Genomic DNA, 21,611 nt, shown 5'->3' with positions numbered 1-21,611 from the left:
GTAGCTGTGTGGTCGTGTAGCTGTGTATTTGTATATCTGTGTAGTTTCGTGGTTGTTTGGTTGCTGTTTTACTGCAAATGCCACGAAGATCCTTTAGCGCCGTCTTCAATTACGATTCCGGCATTATTTAGCGCATCTCTAATTGCGTCTGCTGTAGAAAAATCTTTTGCCTTTCTAGCATCTGCTCTAGCCTGAAGCTGCAAAGCGATTAAAGCGTCCAAAGCTGCGCATTCCTTACTGCTTTCTCCGTTTGCTCCGGTTGCAGAAGATTTATTTGCGTTAGAAGCCCAAGGGTCTGCATAAGGATCCAATCCAAGCGCGTCTAGCATAGCGCGCACTTGTAAAACGGCTGTATATAGCAATTTTTGTGTGCTACTGTTTTGTGCTTGTGCACAGTCGTCAAGAATTGCATTACCCTGACGGATTGCTGTAAATATTGCTGCGTTTGCGCCAGAGACGTTAATGTCGTCGTTCATTGCGCGCGTAAAATCTTCCGGAAGTGAGTCTGCATCTACAGATTGCACTTCTTCTCGCGTTGGAGTTGTTTCAAGCAATCTGCCGGCTCGCTCAAGGAAGTTTGTAATGCGATCGTAAGCAGATTTTGCTTCTACCAAAGCCTGGTCAGACCATTCCAACATTGCGCGGTATTGCACGGCTCCAAGTGCGTAACGCACAACCCAAGCTGAATTATTCGCCAAAACAACTGGTACGGAGAGGCCATTTCCTAAAGATTTAGACATTTTTTCACCTTTGGCTGTAACCCACGCGGAATGCATCCACACATTCGCGCTTTTCCAGCCTGCGGCAGTTGTTTGTGCCATCTCGTTTTCGTGATGAGGGAATCGCAAATCCAATCCGCCGCCGTGAATATCAAAATCGTCACCAAGATAGCGGTGGCTCATAGCCGAGCATTCAATATGCCAACCTGGGCGTCCTTCGCCAAAAGGTGTTTTCCAGCGCGCATCCGGCTGGTCGAGATCGCAAGGAGCTTTCCAAAGTGCAAAATCCCTAGGGTCGTGCTTGTCTGGAGAAGCATCTGCGGGGTCTGTTGGATTGTAAATATCGTTTCCTGTTGAGTCAACACTTGGGCCTTTTTTGTCTGCTATTACGGCAGCTTCATCACCATCGATTTCATTGTGATTTTGATTTTGGTGCGTAAGCTCGCCGTAATGCTCCCAGCTTGGCACGTCAAAATAAACATTGCCGGTAGGATTTCCCGAATCGTCTTTAATAACGTAAGCGTGACCGCGTTCAATTAAGCGCTCAATCAGCTCAACCATATCCGTAATATGGCCGGTAGCGCGCGGCTCAACTGTTGGTGGCAAAACTCCTAAAGTGTTATACGATTCAGTAAATTCGCGCTCGTAAATGTATGCGCGCTCCCACCAAGTTTGTCCGGCTTCGCTGGCTTTTTTCATGATTTTATCGTCAATATCTGTGACGTTTCTAACAAACGTAACTTTGTATCCTAAGCGCAACATCCATCGTCGGACTATGTCAAAAGCGATTGCCGCGCGAATGTGACCAATATGCGGCGAGCTTTGCACTGTAGCGCCGCAAACATACATGCCAACTTGCCCAGGTTTTACAGGATTAAACACGCTTGTTTTGTGTGAAGCAGTGTTGTATAAGCGCAAGTTTTTAGCGGCTTTACTAAGTTTTGTAGTCTCTTCATTCAAAGTCTTATTAAGCATAATTGATATTATAAATGCTTCTTTATACTCATGTTGACTTTTAGAAGTTGCATTTCGTGCCCCGGCTCTTTAGTTAGCGATACAATTATTGCGATTTGGTTTTAGATTTAGCTTTATTGAACCAATCTATTACCTAGCTGTTTTTATTTTGTTCGTTACTGAAAGGAATATCATGGCTGAGATTTCATCTGCTCTTATGACGGACATGTATGAATACACTATGCTTGACGCTGCTCTTAAGGACGGCACTGCAAATCGTAAGTGCGTTTTTGAAATTTTTACTCGCCATTTGCCTCAGGGTCGTCGCTATGGCGTTGTTGCCGGAACGGGTCGCATTTTGGAAGAGCTGCAAAAATTCCATCTTTCGGAAGATGATTTGCGTTTCTTAAGTGATCGTAAAATTGTTAGCGCCGAAACTATTAAATGGCTGGAAAATTTCCGGTTTAGCGGTAAAATTTCCGGTTATCGTGAGGGGGAGATGTTCTTCCCGAATTCGCCAATTTTGCAGGTAGAAGGCACTTTTGGTGAGTGTACTTTGCTTGAAACTTTGCTGCTTTCCGTTCTTAATTACGATTGCGCGGTTGCGTCTGCCGCAGCTCGCATGGTTTCTGCTTCCGCAGGACGTCCTTGCATGGATATGGGCGGCCGTCGTACGAACGAATATTCTGCAGTTGCTGCGTCTCGCGCCGCGGTAATTGGCGGTTTTAAGGGAACTGCAAACCTGCTTGCGGCAAAACTTTACGGATTGAAGGCAATTGGTACCGCGGCTCACTGCTTCACTCTTGTTCATGACACTGAGCGTGACGCTTTTACTTCTCAAATTGCAGCTCTTGGCAAGGGCACTACGCTTCTTGTTGACACCTACAATATTGAGGAAGCTGTAAAAACAGCCGTGGAAGTTGCGGGACCCGAACTCGGTGGAATTCGTATTGATTCTGGAGATTTGTGCGCTTTGGCTCGTCGCGTTAGAAATCAGCTTGACGAGTTGGGTGCGAAGAACACAAAGATTACAGTGACGAATGATTTGGACGAGTATGCTTTGGCTTCCTTACAAACCGCTCCTGTGGATTCTTACGGAATTGGCACAATGCTTGTAACCGGCTCTGGCGCTCCTACTTGCGCAATGGTTTATAAGCTTACTGAGCGCGAAGGAGCGGACGGTGTAATGCAGCCTGTTGCTAAGAGGTCTAAGAATAAAGCGACTGTGCCTGGACGTAAGTTGGCGTATCGTTCATACGATTACAGCAGTGATTCTTGCGGCGTGGCAGATTGCGAACGCGTGATTTCCGGTTCGGAAGTTGCACTCGCTCAGTTTAAGCCTGAGGATTCGTGGGAGAATCTACTGGTTGATTACATGGTTGATGGTGAAGCTGACGAACAGTTTATGGGTCACGATGCGATTATGCGTGCCCAGGATTATTGTGCTTCTGCTTTGAGCCGATTGCCGTTGGCTGCGCAAAGTTTGATGCGTGGAGATCCTGCAATACCTACTGAAGTACGCGTTTTATAAATTGCGCATTTGCGAAAAGCAGCTTAGCAGCAGAGTTTGCTAGTAGTTTGCTAGTAGCGTTTACTAGTAGCGCTGATTGCTAGAAGTTGAGCCTGCCCATTTCGTCATAAATGCGCTTGCACTCAGGGCATACCGGATAGTCGTTTGCTTCGTGGCGAGGAATCCACACTTTTCCGCATAACGCAACTACCGGTCGCCCTGTTAAGCGCGACTCTTCAACGCGATCTTTAGAAACGTAGTGTGCAAATCGGTCTGCATTTCCGCCGTCGTCTAAACGAGCATCTTCATCTACTTCCGGACGCTCAAGTACGGAAGTAGATGTACCTGAACCGGAATCTGGATTAGAGGACTGCGAATCGGCTTCCATAATTGCATTAAGTGTGTTATCTGCTAATAACGTTGAAAGCATTGCGCATCCCTTTCTATAATCATGTCTGACTAAATCTAATAAAATCAAACCTAATCAAACTAAATTCAATCAGACTCAATCAAACGTCAGTATTAACTAGCATAAAGCATTATTGCAACAAACGCACGAAAACTTCCGCACTGTATTGTTGTATGCGTTTCACTATGAGCTATGTGGGTGATAATCTAAAAGCATGACTATAGCTGTGTGCCCCGGCTCGTATGATCCAGTCACTGCCGGCCATTTAGACGTAATACAACGCTGTACGCATCTATTTGATGAAGTACACGTGCTTGTTGCGGTGAACGCCGCAAAAACACCGTTGTTTTCAGAGTCTGAGCGTGTGCAGATTATTCGCGAAGCTGTGAAAAATTTGCGTAATACGCATAGTAATTGCGCTGATACTAGCGCTGATACTTGTTCCTGCAATAACGCAGGAAAAATAGTTGTTTCCTCAACAACAGGCTTAATCACCGACTATTGCAAAAAAGTAGGTGCAACGGCAATCGTCAAAGGCTTGCGTCAAAACGGCGACTATGAAGCTGAACTTGGAATGGCTTTAGTGAATCGCAAATTAGCTGGAATTGAAACGCTTTTCTTGCCGGCAGATCCAATACTTGAGCATGTTTCAAGCTCCGTAGTTAAAGACGTTGCGCGTCACGGAGGAAATGTTACTGGCATGGTTCCAGATAACGTAATACCCTTATTACAAAAGCTTTTTGCTGAACAATCGTCAGATCAAAGCAATAATTCAGTCACGCTGAACAATTGAGACAGGAGAGTAGAAATGACAAATAAAGATGAACTTAACACTGAAACCTCTGGATTATCCAGCATTGTGAGCGAGCAAGCAGAGGAAAATCGCGCTGAAGATAACGCAAAACTGCCGCTTCATCCTATTCTTGCCGACGAAGAAGATGCACAAGATGAGGTTATAAATACAACAGCTGCTGAAGAGCAGAATCTTCCTAAAGGTGATTTACTGGTTGATTTAGATGCTGATAACACAGAAACTTCATCTGTTGCAGCAGTTGGAAATGTTTCTGATGCGAATGATGTTCGTGACGTTGCAGCAGATAAGGCAAGTGAAGATAAAAGTGACAAAAAAGCTTCTGCAGCATCGGCATTTTCTGCTTTTCCTCTACCGGATTTGCGAGAGCGTGAAGACGGTGGTGCAATAGATTTTGAAGAAGATGAAGCTCCTTTAGTTACGCAAACAACTAAAGTAAGTGACGAAGTACGTTCAAAGAGTCGTGCAGAATTTACTACTGTTTACGACATTATTGACTCCATGGAAACAACTCTTTCGGAAGCAAAAAATGTGTTATTTGCTGCTGGAATGGTAAAAATTGATCGCGACGAATTTGTTGATCAGTTAGCTCGTTTGAAAGATATGCTTCCAGTTCAGTTGGAACGCGCGTCTGCATTAATGCGTGAAGCGGAACGACGCTTGCGCACGGCTCAAGCTCAAGCAAATTCCATTGTTTCTTCTGCTCAGTCGCAGTCTGCAGAAATTATTGAAGAAGCTCAGGAGCGTGCGCAATTCTTGGCAGGTCAAGAAAACGTTACAGCTTTGGCAAAGCAGAAAGCTCGCGATATTCTCGATACTGCTCAAGCTAAGTCAGACAAGCTTACCCAGGGAGCAGATCAGTATTGCGCTAATGTTATGGAAGGCTTAAAGACGCAGCTCGATAAGTTGGAACAAGACGTGCAAGCTGGCCGCAGAGTGTTAGAAGAGCGACGCAGGACTGCAAAGCGAGCACAAGACGAGATTAAAGAATCTTTATACGATAATAACGACGAAGACGAAAGGAATGATTAAATGACTTCGCATCCTTCCCAATCACCATGGGCTATTCCAGTAGCGCAAATGGCTGCGCGCGCTGGTAGCAGCATGGCGTTACACCGCGTATTTCCAGCTCCGGAAGGCATTGGAGATTACGTTATTGGTGTAAAGCCAGGCAGCGATGTGCATGTTGATGGTGACTTTGATGCTGTTGTTGACGGCCTAATGTTCCAGGGAAGTATTACAGCTCCAGTGCACGCAGAGTGTACGCGCTGCTTGATGCCGCTTCGTCGTGATTGGAAAGTAGATGTGTGCGTTTTCTTCCCTTATGTAGATGAGCGCTCGCAACATGCGGATAATCGCAAGAATCGCAAAGATGTTGACGAAGACGAATCTCAAATTTGGGAAGATAATGACGAGTCAGGAAACGTGTATCCGCTGGTTGGCGGCGGCGATTTTGCTGATATTGAGGCGCTTATTCGCGACACGATGGTAAGCGAGCTTCCTTTGCAGCCGTTGTGTGAGCCAGATTGCCGCGGACTTTGCTCTCAGTGTGGCGAAAATCTTAACGAGCATCCAGAGCATCATCACGATGTTACTGATATTCGATTCGCGGCTTTGGAAGGATTAAAAGCGCAACTTGAGAATGCTGAAAAACGGCATTAATTTTACTCGCGTGAGCAGTTTATGTCGCGCTAGATTGCGAGCAAATTACGCAATTGTACGGTGCGTGCTGTAATATACAGAACGCTTAAGCTCAATCGTTTGAACGAAATAGAGGAAAAACTATGGCACTGCCTAAATACAAGACCTCGCGTGCTAATACGCATTCGCGTCGCGCTAATTGGAAGGCGTCTGCCGTGCAGACTGTGACTTGCCCGAACTGCGGTTCTGAGGCATTCCCACACATGGCTTGCCCATCCTGCGGAACCTTCCGCGGTCGTGTGTACCGCGAAGCTATTCGCTCGGCGCACAACAACTAGGTTGTATTGAAAAACCCTGCCATCGACGGGTGGCAGGGTTTTCTTTTTTCTTTCGTATTGTTTTAGTTTATATGGCTGTGAGGTTGGGTGTTGCTTGTCTCGCAGCGCTACGCTCTTATACCTTATTTGGACTTAGCGGTTGCATAGTTAAGTTTAGTTTTTTAGTTACTTTCTTTCAAAAATAGTTATTTATCAAAAAGATATTGCTATCGCTCCGCTTTTATATTGCTCGACCAAGCAACACCCAACCTCACTACTCAGAAAATGATTAGTGTTTTTTTGTTGTGTGGTAGTCATTTCGGTGTAGCGATAGCAGAGCAATAATGCTAGTGTTCTTTGATTGATAGTCGCTTATCGTATTCGAAGTATCGATGACAAAGTTCGCAGATCAGGTAAAGTTCGTAGTTACTTACGCGCGTCGAGCGCGTGCCAAGCGACTTCTGCAGCCGCAAGTTGCGCTTTACGTTTGCTAGATCCGCTTCCAACGCCAAGAACTTCGTCGCCGTCCTTGTGTGCAAGAACTGCTCGCGCCTCAAAAACTGGAGCATATTCAGGTCCAGAAACAGCCATACGATACTCCGGATCTTCCAATCCCATATCGTGCGCCTTAACCGTAAGTGAAGTCTTCCAATCAAGTGCTGGACCTTCGGTCAAAACTTCCGCCAAAGTGTCATCAATCAAACGATGTACCACAGCGCGCGCCTCATCAATACCGTGCTCAACAAAAGTTGCGCCAATAAGCGCCTCAACAATATCGCAAAGAATCGAATCTTTATTATTTCCGCCCTGCTCCATTTCGCCGCGGCCGAGCAGAATATATGGTCCAACATGCAGCTTTTCGCGCGCAACAGCAGAAAGCGCCCATTCAGACACAGCTTTCGCTCGCATCTTCGCAAGTTGACCTTCAGTCATGTCTGGATGCGCAGAAAATAGCGTTTCTGTAGATACGAGCTCTAAAACAGCATCTCCCAAAAACTCAAGTCGCTCATAATTTCGCGTACCTGGATGCTCGTGCGAAAACGAGCGATGCGTAAGCGCTTCTACCAAAAGATCCGGCGAAATAGTTGTGCCTAAAGCGTCTAAAAGCTCCTGAGTTGGATCCCCAGCGCGGGCCTCGCCGTCGTCTAATCTTAAAACTCCACTTGCTTTATGTGCACTCTTCGTATTGTGCTTATTTTCTTGATTATTTTGAGTATTCATAACAGCACTATTATAGTCCACATTGCCAACACGCACGCTTTTAGATTAAATCTGTTCGTAGAAGTCTGCAGCTATATTTATGCATTATGCCTACGTATGATTTGGGATTAGAACGAGTTTCGCTAGAGTTTGCTACAAAAACGATTTTTACTGATGTAACTCAAGGTGTTTTTGAAGGTGACAGGATTGGTATTGTTGGTCGAAATGGCGACGGAAAGTCAACCTTGCTTCGAATGCTTGCCGGTAAAATGCAGCCTGATTCCGGGCGCGTAACTAAGCGCGGAGGGCTTACTTTTGGCATGCTCGACCAGCGCGATCCTTTAGATGACAACGCAACTGTGCGTAAGGCTGCTTTGGAAAATCGCGAAGATTACGAGTGGGCTGCAGACCCGCGCTCGCGCGAAATCGTAGAAGCTCTTCTTGGCGGAATCAATTTGGAAGCAAAAGTTGGTACGCTTTCTGGCGGTCAGCGCAGGCGAGCTGATTTGGCAAGATTGCTTCTTCATGACTGGGATATTTTGGCTTTGGATGAGCCTACGAACCATTTGGATGTTGTGACAATTCACTGGCTTGCTGAGCACCTGCTCCACCGTTGGCAAGACGGCCAGGGTGCGCTTTTGATTGTGACTCACGATCGCTGGTTCTTAGATGAGGTTTGCACTTCGATGTGGGAAGTTCACGACGGCGTAATAGATCCGTTTGAAGGCGGCTACAGCGCGTACATGCTTCAGCGAGTTGAAAGGGAGCGTCAGGCTGATGTGCGCGAGGAGCGTCGCAGAAATTTGGCCAGAAAAGAGTTGGCATGGCTTTCACGCGGTGCTCGTGCGCGTTCTACTAAGCAGAAGTTCCACGTAAAGCAGGCTCGCGAGCTTATTGCAGACGTGCCTCCAATGCGAGATACTTTGGAATTGAAGAAAATGGCAACTTCGCGTCTTGGCAAGCAAGTTGTTGATTTGATTGATGTTACGCAAATTTTTGACGATGCTAATCAGCTAAAAAATATTGATCCAGATATTGCAGAAAGTGCTGCTACTTCAGAAAAATCAAATAAAGTTGACATTGTAGAATCTGCTTTTGCGCAACCAACTCACGTAGGAAGCGTTACGATTGCAGTCGACGAAAATCAAGAAAATCTTTCTGAAGAAAATCCGGAAACTGCTGCAGCAGAACGAAAAACTATTACCGGCCGCATGATTCTCGACGATGCAACATGGCTAATCGGCCCTGGAGATCGTTTTGGAATTGTTGGCGCAAACGGTGCCGGAAAATCAACGCTATTAAGCATTATTGACGGCTCGCTAAAACCTACTATGGGGCGCGTAAACATTGGCAAAACTGTAAAATTTGCTGTGCTTTCGCAGCGCCTTGAAGAGCTTGAAAAGCTTGGAAAATATAAGGTTAAGGAAGTTTTAAGCCGCTATAAACCAAGCTACATTATTGACGGGAAAGAAGTTACTCCCGGTCAGCTTATGGAGCGTCTTGGTTTTAAGCCTGAGCAGCTTATGACTCCGATTGCGGATCTTTCGGGCGGTCAAAAAAGGCGTATGCAGCTACTGCTGATTTTGCTAGATGAGCCAAATGTGCTGATTATGGACGAGCCTGGTAATGATTTAGATACCGACATGCTGGCTGTTATGGAAGATTTGCTTGATACTTGGCCTGGCACGCTTATTGTTGTTTCGCACGATCGCTACTTGCTTGAGCGCGTAACTGATCAGCAGTTTGCGCTGATTGATGGCAAAATTCGTCATCTTCCGGGTGGCGTAGATGAGTATTTGCAAATTGTAGAAAAATTGCAACGCGATCACGAAAATAGTAGTGGTACTACTGGTACTGTTGGCGCTTCAAGTACTGCGAATGCTTCGAGTGCTGCAAATTCTACAACTAAAGAAAGTTCAGAAAGTACAGTAATTGAGCCCAAACTTACCGGCAAAGCCTATCACGATGCCACAAGACGCGTGGCAGCAATTGAGCGAAAACTTGCAAAACTTGAAGATCAAAAATCAAATATTGAGTCTCAAATGGCTTCTCACGATCCGAGTGACTTCGTAGGTCTTCAAGCTCTTAACGAAGAATTGCAGCAGAATGCGCAAGAAACTAGTGATCTTGAAGAAGAGTGGATGGAACTTTCTGAGCAGCTGCAGTGATTAGAAGATAACAGCCACGTGCTAAATTTGTGAGTTATGGCTCAAATCAAGGATATGCTGGAATCTGTAAAACCAATTCGCGTAGACGGTCGTGACGTTGACGAGCTTCGCCCTGTGCGAATTACACGTAAATTTACTGACGTTCCTGAAGGCTCTGTGCTTATTGAGTGCGGGAATACGCGCGTTATGTGCACTGCAACTTTTACTGTTGGTGTTCCTCGTTGGCGCAGAGATTCCGGATTAGGGTGGGTAACTGCCGAATATTCTATGCTTCCTCGAGCTACTGCTGAGCGTACCGATCGAGAATCTGTGCGCGGAAAAATTGGCGGTCGCACGCATGAAATCAGCCGTCTTATTGGTCGCTGCTTGCGTGGAGTTGTCGATATGAAAGCCATGGGTGAGTGCCAGATTCAAATCGATTGCGATGTTTTGCAGGCAGATGGTGGAACTCGCACGGCTTCCGTAACTGGAGCTTATGTAGCATTGGTAGATGCTCTTAATTGGGCGGAAAAGAATGGTCATATTCGTTCCGCTGCAAGCGTTCTTAAAGATGCTGTTTCGGCGGTTTCCGTAGGCGTTATTAACGGAACTCCTATGCTTGATTTGCCTTATGTTGAAGACAGTCAGGCTATGACAGATATGAACGTTGCTATGACTGGTTCCGGCACGTTTATTGAAATTCAGGGAACTGCTGAGCATCGTCCGTTTAATCGCGACGAATTAAATACTTTACTTGATTTAGCAACAAAAGGTAATCGTGAGCTGCAGAAAGCGCAAAAAGCTGCTTTAGCAAAATAGTAAACAGATTGAAGGAGAGCGGGCGTGAAACTTGTTGTGGCAACACATAATGAGGGAAAACTCGTTGAAATTAAGCGTATTTTAGCTGAACAGTTAAATCAGTTAGCAGACAGGTTTGAACTTATTACTGCGGGTTCTCTTGGTTTGCCAGATCCTGTGGAAACCGGAGTTACTTTTGAGCAGAATGCGTTGCTTAAAGCTCGAGATGTTGCTTCAAGAACTGGCTTACCTGCTATTGCGGATGATTCTGGGATTATTGTCGATATTTTGGGTGCCGCTCCTGGAATTTTATCTGCTCGTTGGAGCGGAGTTCATGGTGACGATAAAGCGAATAATGCTCTTCTTCTTCAGCAACTTTCGGATATTCCGGATCGGTTCTTAACAGCGCGTTTTCGTTGTGCGGCTGCTCTTGCTATTCCAGATGATTGTAGTGAAGTTCCTGAAGGCAGTGTTATGCTGCACACTCACGGTTTTGAAACGGTTAGAATGGGGGAGATGATTGGTCATCTTCTTCGAGAAGAGCGCGGAACTAACGGTTTTGGCTACGATCCGCTTTTTGTTCCAGACGAGCAGCCTATTCGTAACGGCGTTCAAATGGAAGGTTTAACTAGCGCTGAGCTTACTCAGGAAGAGAAGAATAGTATTTCTCACCGCGGCCACGCTTTGCGTGCTTTGTTGCCTGAATTGCAAGCTTTGTTTATTACAGAATAAATAGCTTTGCATAAATTCCTCTGTGTGCAGCGTGCCTTGACACAGGTTTAATCGTTATTTATAATTGGCACGGCATTAAGGAGGTGATTTGCCGTGAAACATGACAGTAACAGTCATAATTCTAGTACTCGCACTACGAGTGAGGGTTCTGACACTATTGGCAGTAGTAGTTCAGATGTTCCTCCTGAATATATGAAGCCGGCAATCACCGCATTTAGGTTGCAAAGATTGCAAAAATAAAACTTACGAAATCTGCAAAACTTAACTTTAGACTTGCGAAAATAAAAAGTAAGCTGCAATTCTTGAGCCTAAAAAGCAATCAATGGTGATACGGCTACATAAATCAATCTAAAAATAAATCTGAAAAAGATTCAATAAAATATAAGTAAAGGCAAATAAACCTTTAGTTCCTATTAGAGGACTTTGTTATGACCGTATTCACAACTTCGCGCAAGGAAGGCGCAGGCGCACAGGTTGACGAGAACACTCGCTTCTGGTCCGATATTATTGTGTGCGTAGGTATTATTGCTGTTTTTGGCGTAACCGCTTTCCTTATTCAGCGCATAAATCAGCCGATTGGTCCAAGCGGTATTCCTTCTAAAGTGTCTACCGACTTAATTAATCTTCCGTACTACACTTTGCGCTCAGTATTTCGTATGCTTCTTGCGCTAGTGGCATCGCTTATTTTTACTATTGTTTATGGCTCTCTTGCAGCTCGAAGTCGAAGGCTTGGCAAGGTGCTTATTCCGCTTTTGGATATTTTGCAGTCCGTGCCAATTTTGGGCTTCCTTTCGGCGACGGTTACAATTTGGTTGGTGATTTTCCCTGGATCGATGCTCGGTGTTGAGGCGGCTTCGATTTTCGCTATTTTTACAAGCCAAGCATGGAATATGACTTTTTCCTTCCACCGTTCGTTGCTCAGCGAGCCGAAGGAGTTGGACGAGGCGGTTCGTAGCCTGCAACTTACGCATTGGCAGCGCTTCTGGGTGTTAGATATGCCAAACGCAATGATTCCGCTGCTTTGGAATTGCATGATGTCTGTTGGTGGCGGATGGTTCTTCCTTACCGCTTCGGAAATGATTTCCGTAAATAACCACACTTACGCTCTTCCTGGTATCGGTAGCTTTGTTGCGCAATCTGCTGCAGATAATAAGCTCGGGAATATTTGGTGGGCTATTGCTTCTATGGTTGTGGTTGTTTTGGCGCTTGACTTCTTCTTGTGGAAGCCGCTTACTGCATGGGCTGAGCGTTTCCGCATTACGCAGAGCGCTTCGGACAATGAGCGTCACAGCGCTATTTTGACGCTTATTCGTCATTCTCACGCCGATGAGGTTATTAGCAAGCTTTTCTTGCCAATTAGAGAGTGGTTAGAAAAGATTACTCGTCCGCTTGGTCGCACAGGAGCTAAGTGGCCTCATAGAGCTTCGCAGCGCAAGTTTGGTGACTGGGCGTTTAACGTTTTAATGTTCCTTATTGTTGCAGCAGGTGTGGTGCACATGCTTTACTTTGTGCATACAACTGCAGGATTGCAAGAGTTTATTACAGCAGGCATGCTTGGTGGAATTACTTTTGTGCGAGTTGCTGTTTTGATTTTTGTTAGCTCGCTTATTTGGGTTCCAGTTGGTGTTTTAATTGGCATGAATCCAAAGATTTCTAGAATTATGCAGCCTATTGTGCAAATTCTTGCAAGCTTCCCAGCGAACTTTATATTCCCATTTGCAATGGCTTTGTTTATGGCTTGGCATATTGACTTGGGTTGGGGAAGTATTATTTTGATGGCTCTTGGCACGCAATGGTACATTCTTTTCAATGTTATTGCTGGCGCTAGTGCTATTCCAGATGATTTGCGTGAAATGACGCGCAGCTTTAGGCTGGCTCGCGTTTTGCGTTGGAAGACGCTTATTTTGCCGTCTATTTTTGGTTCTTGGTGCACCGGTGGTATTACAGCTGCAGGCGGCGCTTGGAACGCTTCGATTGTTTCGGAAATTGTTGAATACGGTAAGCATCGTATGTCTACTGCAGGCTTGGGTGCTTATATTACCAACGCAACTACTATGGGAGATACTGCCCGCACTTTAGTTGGCGTAACTGTTATGAGCTTAATTGTTGTTTTAAGTAATCGACTATTCTGGTCGCCTCTGCAACGTATTTCCGAAAAACGCTACGTATTGAACTAGCTGAATTAAGCAAACTAATTAAATCAACTAATTGAATCAGCTAAAATAACAAATTTTATAAAACAGATTGGCAAAATTATGAATACTTTGAAAAGCAATGCAAAAACAGCGCAATCCTCAATTACAAGCGATATTATCGACGCAAAGCACATCAGTCAAAGCTTCACTTCCGACAGCGGCACAACTCAGCATGTTTTGCACGATATTTCTTTCACTCTTCGCGAAGGTGAAATCGTAGCAATTTTGGGACGTTCTGGTGCTGGAAAATCAACCTTCCTTCGCACAATGGCAGGCCTTGTGCAGCCTACGGAAGGAACAGTAACGTATCGTGGCCGAGAGCTTACTGGCCCAAACCCGGGGGTTGCAATCGTATTTCAAACCTTCGCTCTTATGCCGTGGCTTACCGTGCAAGACAATGTGGAACTTGGTTTGCGAGCTAGAGGTGTTAGCAAAGAAAAGCGCACTGAGCTTGCGCTCGCTGCAATTGACGCAATCGGTTTGGACGGCTTTGAAACCGCTTACCCAAAGGAGCTTTCCGGCGGCATGCGTCAGCGCGTAGGTATTGCGCGTGCGTTGGTTTTGCGACCGGATGCTCTTTTTATGGATGAGCCGTTCTCTGCACTCGATGTTCTTACTGCAGAAAACTTGCGTCAGGAAGTTCTTAAGCTTTGGTCTAGCGAGGAGCGCGATATTAAGTCTGTGCTTATTGTTACGCACAATATTGAAGAAGCTGTGCAAATGGCTGACCGCGTGGTTGTTTTAGGCTCGCATCCGGGTCATTTAATTGCAGATGTTCAGGTTGATTTGCCTCGTCCTCGAGATAAGCACAGTGCTGAATTTGAGGCTATGGTCGATAATCTATACGCTATTTTGACCGGTTCTGCTCCAGAAAGTGCTTCTGAGCAGGAGAGTTCACAGTCTAATGATTTGCAGAACCAAACTCAATCTGTAGATACTGAGGATGCTGAAGATGATGAAGCTGCAGCAATTGCAGATATGCTTATTCAGCGTCATCATGACGATGAAGACGAAGACAAGCAGAGCGAAGATGAAGCTGAATCTGGTGAAGTAAAGGCAGAGCCTGTGTCTGTTCGTTTGCTTCCAAACGCAACCCCAGGCGGTATGGCAGGTTTGCTTGATGTTATTTCAGAAAATCCAGACGGAATTGATTTGGCTGATTTGGCAGCAGACTTGTCGTTTGAAATCGACGATTTGTTCCCGCTTGTTGATGCTGGCACAATGCTTAATCTTCTCACAGCAGAAAACGGCCATATTACTATTACTTCTGCTGGAGAAGAATGGCATAACGCCGACATTTTGCACAGTAAGCAAGTGTTTGCGCGACTAGCTATTGAGCATGCTCCTCTTGTTCACGCAATTGATCAGGCTTTGAGTCGTAACCGCAACGGTAAGCTTCGCGGCGAGTTGATTTTGGATTTGCTGCGCAGTAAGCATACGGATGCGCTTGCTCGTCAACAGTTTGATATTGCGATTAGCTGGGGTCGTTACGGCGAGTTGTTTGATTACGATGCCGACGATGACGAGTTGACTCGTACTGTTGAAACTGCTCCTTTGGACGGTGTTGCACGCTGAAATAGCTTGAAATAGTGTGCAATACTGCTCATTAATAATGTCCATTATTGTGCATAAATTTGATACTTGTATGCTTTCGATAAAAGGATGCCGCATAGTTCTTTTATCTTTAGGTCTAGTCGCTTCTTATTTAAGATTGCGCGGATCGAAAGCCCCCTAAAAAGCGAACTTTTTGGGGAAAATTGCGTAGCGCATTTGCTGCTAACGCTTACTATGCGTCGGTATGCGGCGGCGATGGAGGAATATTATGGTAAATGCTGTAGAAGCATTTGATGCTAAGCATCTTAAGGCAGCTGAGGAAATCCCAGCTTTCCGTCCTGGCGATACTGTTGACGTTAACGTTAAGATTCAGGAAGGTAACAACACTCGTATTCAGACCTTCACCGGCGTGGTGATTGCTCGTAAGGGTGCTGGCGTGCGTGAAACTTTCGTTGTGCGTAAGGTGAGCTTCGGCACTGGTGTTGAGCGTCGTTTCCCACTTCATTCCCCAGCTATCGATTCGATTAAGCTGGTTCGTAGCGGTCGCGTTCGTCGCGCTAAGCTTTACTACTTGCGCGCTTTGCGTGGTAAGGCTGCTCGTATTGCCGAGCGTCGTGATAACAGCGCTGCTAAGTAAATCAACCTTAAAGTGAAGGATTAAATTATGTCTGATGGCACGCAAATTAGCGATACTCATATCGTCGCGGTAGCGGGTCATGGCGTAGATCCTTCACCGGTTCCACCTGAGCCGGAAGGTTATGAGCCTTCCGGTTTTGGTGGTTTTTGGAAAAATAGAAAAAACAAAAAAAATAGTAAAGAGAGCCGAAATATCAAGCGTTTTGCTCATGCTCGTAATCAAAAAAACGGCGATCGTTTTTCTCTTAAAGACGCTTTAGTTTGGTTTGGTATTCCAGTTTTTGTAGTGTTAATTATTCGCCTGTTTTTGCTCGGCGCGTATACTATTCCTTCCGGCTCTATGCTTGACACTATTCACATTGGTGATTACGTTGTTACGTCAAAGCTAACTCCTAGCGTATTTCCTTTGCATCGCGGAGATATTGTAGTTTTTGAAGATCCTGCTCATTGGTTAAGTGGAGAGTCTTCTAACGGTTTAGTTGGCAAGGATTTGATTAAGCGTCTTATTGGTTTGCCTGGAGATACTGTTGAATGTAAGGGAGCGGGGGAGCCTGTTACTGTTAACGGCGTTCCTGTTCACGAATCTGCTTATATTCGTCCTGGTGTAGATCCAAGTGCTTTTCCTTTTAAGGTAAAGGTTAAAGCTGGGCATGTTTTTGTTCTTGGAGATAATCGCGCTAATTCTGCAGATTCCCGCTACCATCGTAACGATGGCGACGATGGTTTGGTGCCGATTTCTAAAATCGAGGGCGTTGCAGTGTTCCGCACGTGGCCTTTGGATCGAGTTGGTTTTTTGGATGAGCATCATGATGCTTTTGACGATGTTCCAAGCAAATCTGCGAATTAAACTGCAATTAAACTGAAATTAAAGCGCGAATTAAAGTTTGAATTAAAGTTTGAATTAAATCGCGAATTAAACTTGTAAATTAAACTTATGCAAGTAAAGTCTTAATTATGCCGAAAGAATCTTCTAAAATACCTCTTACGCCATCTCTCGATAATGAAAAAAGCTTGCTTTGCGAAGGATATGATTGGATTATTGGACTAGATGAAGTTGGCCGCGGATCTCTTGCAGGTCCGGTAATGGTTGGAGCTGCCGCTATTTGTAAAAATCAAATCGAAGAGCAAACAATTCCTGAAGGTTTAGCTGATTCTAAACTACTTACTGAGCGTCGTCGAGAAGACTTATTTAATCCTCTTCAAAAATGGTGTACTTCTTGGGCTGTTGGATCTTGTACTAATAAAGAAATAGATGAGTGGGGTATTAGTTACGCGCTTGGAGTTGCGGCTTTGAAAGCAATTGCAACAGTCGAGGAAGATATGCAAATGAGTAAAAAAGAAAACCCTCGTATTGCAGCAATATTGGATGGTCCATGCGACTACATTGATAAAGTTGCCAACACTTTTGACGCACCATTTGTGCCGATTCCTGTAAAAGTGCATACTCTTGTGAAGGCGGATCGTCAATGTGCAAGTGTTGCGGCTGCTGCAGTTTTGGCAAAAGTTACAAGAGATAATCTTATGGTGATGTTATCTAAAAAACCGCAATATGAATCCTACGATTGGGCGCATAATAAAGGCTATGGTTCGTTAGCTCATCGAAACGCAATTAAAGAAGTAGGACCTAGCGATTTGCACAGACTGTCTTGGAATTTATAAACAAGTTTTAATAAGTGTAGATTGTTCTTGTCAAATCTGCGCAAATGTTAAATTGCCTTCTTTTTGGCGGATGTTTCAAAGCTTCAGAACGGCTTAAAATCAGCATAATTTGGCGGTAGCCGGCGTGTTGATGGTGTGTGTGAAGCGTAATCTTAAAAGCGGTGGGGGAACTTATTTTTGGAAAAATTTGCAATGAGTATTCGTAATGAAGAAAAGGATCAGGAGATGATAAATCGCTGTTTTGCGTTCGTTCCAGGAATTAAGCATTTAGTTGCTTTAAGGTCGGCGTGCCTAGCGATTTCTTATCTTATGAATATTGCATTTGCTTATGTTTGTGTTGGAATGCTCTCCCCAGTTCTTCGCCCAGTTCGTTCAGTTGGAACTTCTTTAATGAGTTCTGTTGAATTGACTTCGTATATTATTGCTTTAGTTGCTATTATTCTTATAAAATACGCGGCTTTTCACTGGTCTTCGACTATGCAAACAGATATTGAGTCGCGTGTTGCAATGCGTTTGCGCCCAAAAATGCTTCACGCAATGCTATCTTTAAGATCCGCAAATATTGAAGAAACTGGAGATTTTGTAAATTTTTCAGTAAATGACGATATTTCTGCAATCCAGCGTTTTATTGCCGTTCTTGTGCCTCAAATCGTTGCTGCTATTCCTATTCCAGTAGTTATTTCTGCTGTGCTATGCACGGTAAATCCTGCTATTGCTGGCATTTGCGCTATATCTGCAATGTTTAATATTGCGTCTCTTGTGCTAGTTTTGCTTATGCGTTCTGCATATTGGCGTTGCGTTAGTGCGTTGTGCTCTTATGTTATTGCCTCAATAGCGATTGTTGCTACAGTTTGGTTATCTAGCGTAAAAGGCGTTGGTCTTGCTGCAGCGTTGCTAACAATGCCTTTGCTAATGCTTAGTGTCCAGCCGTTTAGAGCTGTTAGCAAGTATATGCATGTTATTCGTGATGCTGTGCTTGGAATGGAGCACGTTGAGTCTTTATTGCGTACTGTAACAGATTCTAACGCTCCAATATCTTTTAGTGATGACGGTTCAACATTATCTTTGCCAGATGGTTCTGCGAATATTGCTTTGCGCATGCGCTGCGATATTAAACGCAATGGTAGTAATAATAATGAATTTGAGCGTATATCTATAGTTGCGCGCTCTGGTGAGCTTCAAGTAGTTCCAAGCAAATATCAGTCTGCTATGCACTCGTACATACTTTCTGGAACTGGGTTTAACAAAAATGCCGACGTATTGCTGTCTTATAGCGATCGTTACGAAGTTCAGGAAGATGATGATTCTCCATTTGTTTCGCTTGATACTTTTGGGGAAGGTGGAAATTCTTCGTATCTTTCTCTAAATGATGCTACTTATGGCGCTCTTGCAGATATTGTTACTGTTGTTAGCGAAAAAAGTCATCTGTTTTCTATGACTTTGCGCGAAAACTTACTTCTTGCTGCTCCAAATGCAACAACTACTGCTATGTGGGATGCTTTGCGAGCTGCTAGAGTAGATGGCGTTGTTTATGCAGATTATGACGGATTAGATATTCCTATTGATCGTTTGCTAAATAATCCTGATTCAGCATACAATCCGGAAGATATTATTCGTCGAATTATTCTTGCTCGCGCTTTACTTCGTCACACTCCTGTTTATATTTTCGACTATTGTGCGCAAGATATTAGTGAATCAGAAGCCGAAAAGATTATTAAGATTTTGCGTAGAGTTGCGCGCTCTGCAACTGTAATAGTTTTAATGCCTAACGATGCTGGTTGCACTTCTGCGGATGCTAAAGTTACTGTGGAATCTTATAGGCATATTTTGGATAGTAAGTCGGGCGAAATTCAAAAATCGCAAGCAAGTGTGCGAATAAAAAATATCGCCCCTATTTCTGCTGTTATTTCCGAATCTAGCAAGCGTAACATTTCCAAGTTTAAGCGCGCTATTTTTGCTATTCTTTCTACGTTTATTACAGCACTTAATTTTGCGGCAACAGTGTGTATTCCTGTAACTATTGTTTCTGCAATGTTTGCTGTTGCTGGTAGACCAATCTTTGGTTTTGTAATGCAACAATGCGTTATGGTTGCTGTTTTATGTATGGCTATTAGAGCTTTTACTCTTGTGGTTTCTTTTGCAGGTTTAGACATGCATAACGAGCGTTGGCATAAGGCTCATATAAGTATGAATGTTGGAATGGTTTGCGCTGTTATTCCGCTAATTGTTGTGCTTTACTATTTCAACAAAAACTTATCTTATATTGCGATTGCAGCATGCGTGATTATTGTTTTTGTGCTGCCTCGATATTTGCTTATTCGCTCAAAACATGTTGTAAATAAGCTTCGTTATGAAAAGAATGATGTTGAGTGCGAAGTGAACGATATTGAGCTTGGTATTGATGAGATTCTTGCTTTCCGTCAAGGTGAGCATTGTGTAAATAGAATGATTGCTTCAATGAAAAAAGTTTCGCAACAAGACATGCGTTTAGCACGTAAAATAGCCGGCATCTCCTCGTTTATACTAGCTTTGGCGTTGGCAAGTATTGCTGCTGCGGCGCTGGTTGTGGCAAATACTATTCATCCTGTTCCAACGAATCTTCCAGCATGGAGCACAGTATATGCTGTTATGGCAATGGTGTTGCTTGTGATTATGATTCAGCAAGTTATTGACGTTGTTTTGCAGCGTATACCTTCGATGGTAAGAACGAGTGGTAAAGCTGGTCAAGCTGGTAAAGCGGCTGGTGGGGCAGCTGCAGCAGCTGGAGCATCTGGTAAATAGTATGTATAGGCACAATCGGCGTAAATTTTCAAAAAGACAGTTAGCTGCAATTTTTTGGATGATTATACTTGCTGTACTAATTGGCGTTGCTGTTGGCTTGCTCTTGCCAAAGATTAGTAACAATGTAGGCAAGATTACTGGTGAGTATGAGGCGAGTGGAGATGCAGCTAAAGCGCTTAAAAAGCTTCGTGTAGCGAAACCGTATCACAAAGGCTACGAGCGTCAAGTATTTGGGTATCGCACTACGGATGAAGATGGCAACGGTTGTGATGTTAGAGAAGATGTTTTAGCTCGCGATTTGCGAAACGTGAAATACAAGTACGTTGGCTCGTGCAAAGTGCGCTCGGGGCTTCTTCATGATCCGTATACTGGGTTGGATATTAATTTCGTACGTGGCCGTAAAACCAGCGCCTTGGTGCAAATAGATCACGTTGTTGCTTTGCAAAACGCTTGGGAATCTGGTGCTTGGAATTGGAATGCTTCAAAAAGGTTAAAATTTGGCAACGATATGCTTAATTTACTTGCTGTGCAAGGCGCGGCAAATCAAGAAAAAGGATCTGCTTCAGCAGCGTACTGGCTTCCTTCTAACAAATCATTTAGATGCGAATATGTGGCTCGTCAAATTGCGGTCAAATATAAGTATGGGCTTACTGTAACTCGTGACGAGAAGCAGAACATGCTGGCTGTATTGCATAATTGCGGTGCACAAGGGCTACCAAGGTGAATGCGGCCTAAACAGCGCATCGTTGAGTAGTTTATGTCGTTTTCCAGTAAGATTTCGACCTAAACAGCGCAGTGGTGAGTAGTTTTGGTCGCCTACGCGCGAATATTCGACCAAAACAGCGCAGTGGTGAGTAGTTTATGTCGCTTTAGTGCTTGCGAATACAAAACGCCACTGTTTACCTGTTGCGTTAGCGATGGTAGAGCAGTGGCGTTATTGCGTTTGTGGAGTCGCGGGGAATTGAACCCCGGTCCGGTGACCGTACCCTCGGTCTTCTACGTGCGTAGTCTGCTGGCCGTGCGGCAGTTTTTCTGCCCCCATGTTATCGCAGACAATTCATGGCGAGCATATCTACAGTAAAAGTCCCTGAATTGCCCTGCAGCCCGGCAATTCAAGCAAGTCTTCTAATGACGTTCAGCACCACCCCGAAGACGTGAGTGGGTGAACGGAGCAGCTGCTCACTGGTTAATCCTGGCGCGAAGCTCAGGCAGCGAGAGCGAACTCAGTGCGATTAGATTTAGCACTTATTCTTTTGCGAAAGGACGTTTACGAGTGGACTTTCGCATTCTCGGCACGCTTCCCCGCGGCGAACAGATCGCCGTCGAAACCGATCGACCCCTTTTGAATTTTCAAATATTCGCTGCGTTAAAGCAGACTCTACTATATTACAACATATTCTGCGCGGCTGCTATGTGTAAGTTGTTGTGAGTGAGTTGTTGTGAGTGAGTTGCTGTGCGTGAGTTGCTGTACGCAAGCTGCTGTATATAAATGATACGGATTGCATAAAAGGATAATTATAAAATGTTTGATGGGGGGGGGGTATAATG

Annotated in this window: 18 protein-coding genes, 1 other RNA gene and 2 pseudogenes; 17 read left to right on the top strand and 4 right to left on the bottom strand. The window is 44.6% G+C overall.

From position 1 onward, the window contains the following. Positions 1–68: 68 nt before the first annotated feature. Positions 69–1,694: a cysteine--tRNA ligase gene (gene cysS / locus HXT35_RS02115; protein WP_421788300.1), complete on the bottom strand. Its 1,626-nt coding sequence runs from the start codon at positions 1,692–1,694 to the stop codon at positions 69–71. A gap of 172 nt (positions 1,695–1,866) precedes the next feature. Between cysS and HXT35_RS02110 the strand changes: the two genes are divergently transcribed. Then, positions 1,867–3,204: a nicotinate phosphoribosyltransferase gene (locus tag HXT35_RS02110; protein ID WP_004127506.1), complete on the top strand. Its 1,338-nt coding sequence runs from the start codon at positions 1,867–1,869 to the stop codon at positions 3,202–3,204. Between the two features lie 79 nt (positions 3,205–3,283). Here HXT35_RS02110 and HXT35_RS02105 read toward each other — a convergent pair whose 3' ends face one another. Continuing rightward, entirely contained in the window at positions 3,284–3,613 is a 330-nt protein-coding gene (locus tag HXT35_RS02105; RefSeq protein ID WP_004127503.1) for a DUF3039 domain-containing protein, read from the bottom strand. Positions 3,614–3,806: 193 nt separating this feature from the next. Here HXT35_RS02105 and coaD point away from each other — a divergent pair, with 193 nt between their 5' ends. From coaD to rpmF, 4 genes are all read left to right on the top strand, one after another. Continuing rightward, the gene (gene coaD, locus HXT35_RS02100; protein WP_032843440.1) at positions 3,807–4,385 is read left to right on the top strand and encodes a pantetheine-phosphate adenylyltransferase; all 579 of its coding nucleotides are present in this window, start codon (positions 3,807–3,809) and stop codon (positions 4,383–4,385) included. Positions 4,386–4,400: 15 nt separating this feature from the next. Next, positions 4,401–5,435, top strand: a complete 1,035-nt coding sequence (locus HXT35_RS02095; protein WP_421788297.1) for a hypothetical protein — start codon at positions 4,401–4,403, stop codon at positions 5,433–5,435. Then, positions 5,436–6,065, top strand: a complete 630-nt coding sequence (locus HXT35_RS02090) for a YceD family protein (RefSeq protein ID WP_308581841.1) — start codon at positions 5,436–5,438, stop codon at positions 6,063–6,065. Positions 6,066–6,187: 122 nt separating this feature from the next. Continuing rightward, positions 6,188–6,382: a 50S ribosomal protein L32 gene (rpmF, locus tag HXT35_RS02085; protein ID WP_004127492.1), complete on the top strand. Its 195-nt coding sequence runs from the start codon at positions 6,188–6,190 to the stop codon at positions 6,380–6,382. Positions 6,383–6,787: 405 nt separating this feature from the next. Here the strand turns inward: rpmF and rnc are convergent, their stop codons facing one another. After that, positions 6,788–7,582 carry a ribonuclease III gene (gene rnc / locus HXT35_RS02080; protein WP_421788295.1) on the bottom strand — a complete coding sequence of 265 codons (795 nt, stop codon included), beginning with the start codon at positions 7,580–7,582 and terminating at the stop codon, positions 6,788–6,790. A gap of 86 nt (positions 7,583–7,668) precedes the next feature. On the opposite strand from rnc, the gene HXT35_RS02075 reads away from it, so the two are divergent. From HXT35_RS02075 to HXT35_RS02020, 12 genes and pseudogenes are all read left to right on the top strand, one after another. Next, positions 7,669–9,729, top strand: a complete 2,061-nt coding sequence (locus HXT35_RS02075) for an ABC-F family ATP-binding cassette domain-containing protein (RefSeq protein WP_004127486.1) — start codon at positions 7,669–7,671, stop codon at positions 9,727–9,729. Between the two features lie 36 nt (positions 9,730–9,765). Beyond that, positions 9,766–10,527 carry a ribonuclease PH gene (gene rph / locus HXT35_RS02070; protein ID WP_004127484.1) on the top strand — a complete coding sequence of 254 codons (762 nt, stop codon included), beginning with the start codon at positions 9,766–9,768 and terminating at the stop codon, positions 10,525–10,527. A 24-nt stretch (positions 10,528–10,551) separates the two neighbouring features. Then, positions 10,552–11,238 carry a non-canonical purine NTP pyrophosphatase gene (locus HXT35_RS02065; protein WP_421788292.1) on the top strand — a complete coding sequence of 229 codons (687 nt, stop codon included), beginning with the start codon at positions 10,552–10,554 and terminating at the stop codon, positions 11,236–11,238. A gap of 93 nt (positions 11,239–11,331) precedes the next feature. Next, a complete protein-coding gene (locus HXT35_RS02060; protein WP_176605909.1) occupies positions 11,332–11,478 on the top strand; it encodes a hypothetical protein in 147 nt (48 codons plus the stop codon). Between the two features lie 188 nt (positions 11,479–11,666). After that, complete coding sequence (locus HXT35_RS02055) at positions 11,667–13,415, top strand: ABC transporter permease (protein ID WP_004135507.1); 1,749 nt, start codon at positions 11,667–11,669, stop codon at positions 13,413–13,415. Positions 13,416–13,493: 78 nt separating this feature from the next. Further along, a pseudogene (locus HXT35_RS02050) lies at positions 13,494–14,319 on the top strand (ABC transporter ATP-binding protein); the annotation flags it as partial. A 62-nt stretch (positions 14,320–14,381) separates the two neighbouring features. Next, a pseudogene (locus tag HXT35_RS02045) lies at positions 14,382–15,008 on the top strand (AAA-associated domain-containing protein); the annotation flags it as partial. 247 nt (positions 15,009–15,255) lie between these two features. Beyond that, positions 15,256–15,624, top strand: a complete 369-nt coding sequence (rplS, locus tag HXT35_RS02040; RefSeq protein WP_004127473.1) for a 50S ribosomal protein L19 — start codon at positions 15,256–15,258, stop codon at positions 15,622–15,624. 27 nt (positions 15,625–15,651) lie between these two features. Next, the gene (gene lepB / locus HXT35_RS02035; protein WP_421788290.1) at positions 15,652–16,470 is read left to right on the top strand and encodes a signal peptidase I; all 819 of its coding nucleotides are present in this window, start codon (positions 15,652–15,654) and stop codon (positions 16,468–16,470) included. 107 nt (positions 16,471–16,577) lie between these two features. After that, positions 16,578–17,282, top strand: coding sequence for a ribonuclease HII (locus HXT35_RS02030; protein ID WP_004127468.1), 705 nt, complete (start codon positions 16,578–16,580; stop codon positions 17,280–17,282). Positions 17,283–17,507: 225 nt separating this feature from the next. Continuing rightward, positions 17,508–20,063 (top strand): ABC transporter, encoded by a 2,556-nt coding sequence (locus HXT35_RS02025; protein WP_421788372.1) that lies wholly within the window; start codon positions 17,508–17,510, stop codon positions 20,061–20,063. Between the two features lies 1 nt (position 20,064). After that, on the top strand, positions 20,065–20,787 hold the full coding sequence (locus tag HXT35_RS02020; protein ID WP_421788288.1) for an HNH endonuclease family protein: 723 nt from the start codon (positions 20,065–20,067) through the stop codon (positions 20,785–20,787). Positions 20,788–21,006: 219 nt separating this feature from the next. Here HXT35_RS02020 and ssrA read toward each other — a convergent pair. Further along, positions 21,007–21,403: a transfer-messenger RNA gene (gene ssrA / locus HXT35_RS02015) on the bottom strand. Positions 21,404–21,611 lie beyond the last annotated feature (208 nt).

It is taken from the genome of Gardnerella sp. DNF01141 (assembly GCF_049244255.1).
In the GTDB taxonomy this organism is placed as follows: domain Bacteria; phylum Actinomycetota; class Actinomycetes; order Actinomycetales; family Bifidobacteriaceae; genus Bifidobacterium; species Bifidobacterium vaginale_E.
The sequence above is the reverse complement of the archived record's forward strand: the minus strand, read 5'-3'. Positions and strand labels throughout refer to the sequence as shown.

Excerpts from the sequence above, each read along its gene's own strand:
- rplS (WP_004127473.1), top strand. The coding sequence starts at position 15,256 with ATGGTAAATGCTGTAGAAGCATTTGATGCTAAGCATCTTAAGGCAGCT.
- rpmF (WP_004127492.1), top strand. The coding sequence starts at position 6,188 with ATGGCACTGCCTAAATACAAGACCTCGCGTGCTAATACGCATTCGCGT.
- HXT35_RS02030 (WP_004127468.1), top strand. The coding sequence starts at position 16,578 with ATGCCGAAAGAATCTTCTAAAATACCTCTTACGCCATCTCTCGATAAT.
- HXT35_RS02055 (WP_004135507.1), top strand. The coding sequence starts at position 11,667 with ATGACCGTATTCACAACTTCGCGCAAGGAAGGCGCAGGCGCACAGGTT.
- lepB (WP_421788290.1), top strand. The coding sequence starts at position 15,652 with ATGTCTGATGGCACGCAAATTAGCGATACTCATATCGTCGCGGTAGCG.
- cysS (WP_421788300.1), bottom strand. The coding sequence starts at position 1,694 with ATGCTTAATAAGACTTTGAATGAAGAGACTACAAAACTTAGTAAAGCC.
- HXT35_RS02075 (WP_004127486.1), top strand. The coding sequence starts at position 7,669 with ATGCCTACGTATGATTTGGGATTAGAACGAGTTTCGCTAGAGTTTGCT.
- coaD (WP_032843440.1), top strand. The coding sequence starts at position 3,807 with ATGACTATAGCTGTGTGCCCCGGCTCGTATGATCCAGTCACTGCCGGC.
- HXT35_RS02090 (WP_308581841.1), top strand. The coding sequence starts at position 5,436 with ATGACTTCGCATCCTTCCCAATCACCATGGGCTATTCCAGTAGCGCAA.
- HXT35_RS02095 (WP_421788297.1), top strand. The coding sequence starts at position 4,401 with ATGACAAATAAAGATGAACTTAACACTGAAACCTCTGGATTATCCAGC.
- HXT35_RS02105 (WP_004127503.1), bottom strand. The coding sequence starts at position 3,613 with ATGCTTTCAACGTTATTAGCAGATAACACACTTAATGCAATTATGGAA.
- rph (WP_004127484.1), top strand. The coding sequence starts at position 9,766 with ATGGCTCAAATCAAGGATATGCTGGAATCTGTAAAACCAATTCGCGTA.
- rnc (WP_421788295.1), bottom strand. The coding sequence starts at position 7,582 with ATGAATACTCAAAATAATCAAGAAAATAAGCACAATACGAAGAGTGCA.
- HXT35_RS02020 (WP_421788288.1), top strand. The coding sequence starts at position 20,065 with ATGTATAGGCACAATCGGCGTAAATTTTCAAAAAGACAGTTAGCTGCA.
- HXT35_RS02025 (WP_421788372.1), top strand. The coding sequence starts at position 17,508 with ATGATAAATCGCTGTTTTGCGTTCGTTCCAGGAATTAAGCATTTAGTT.
- HXT35_RS02110 (WP_004127506.1), top strand. The coding sequence starts at position 1,867 with ATGGCTGAGATTTCATCTGCTCTTATGACGGACATGTATGAATACACT.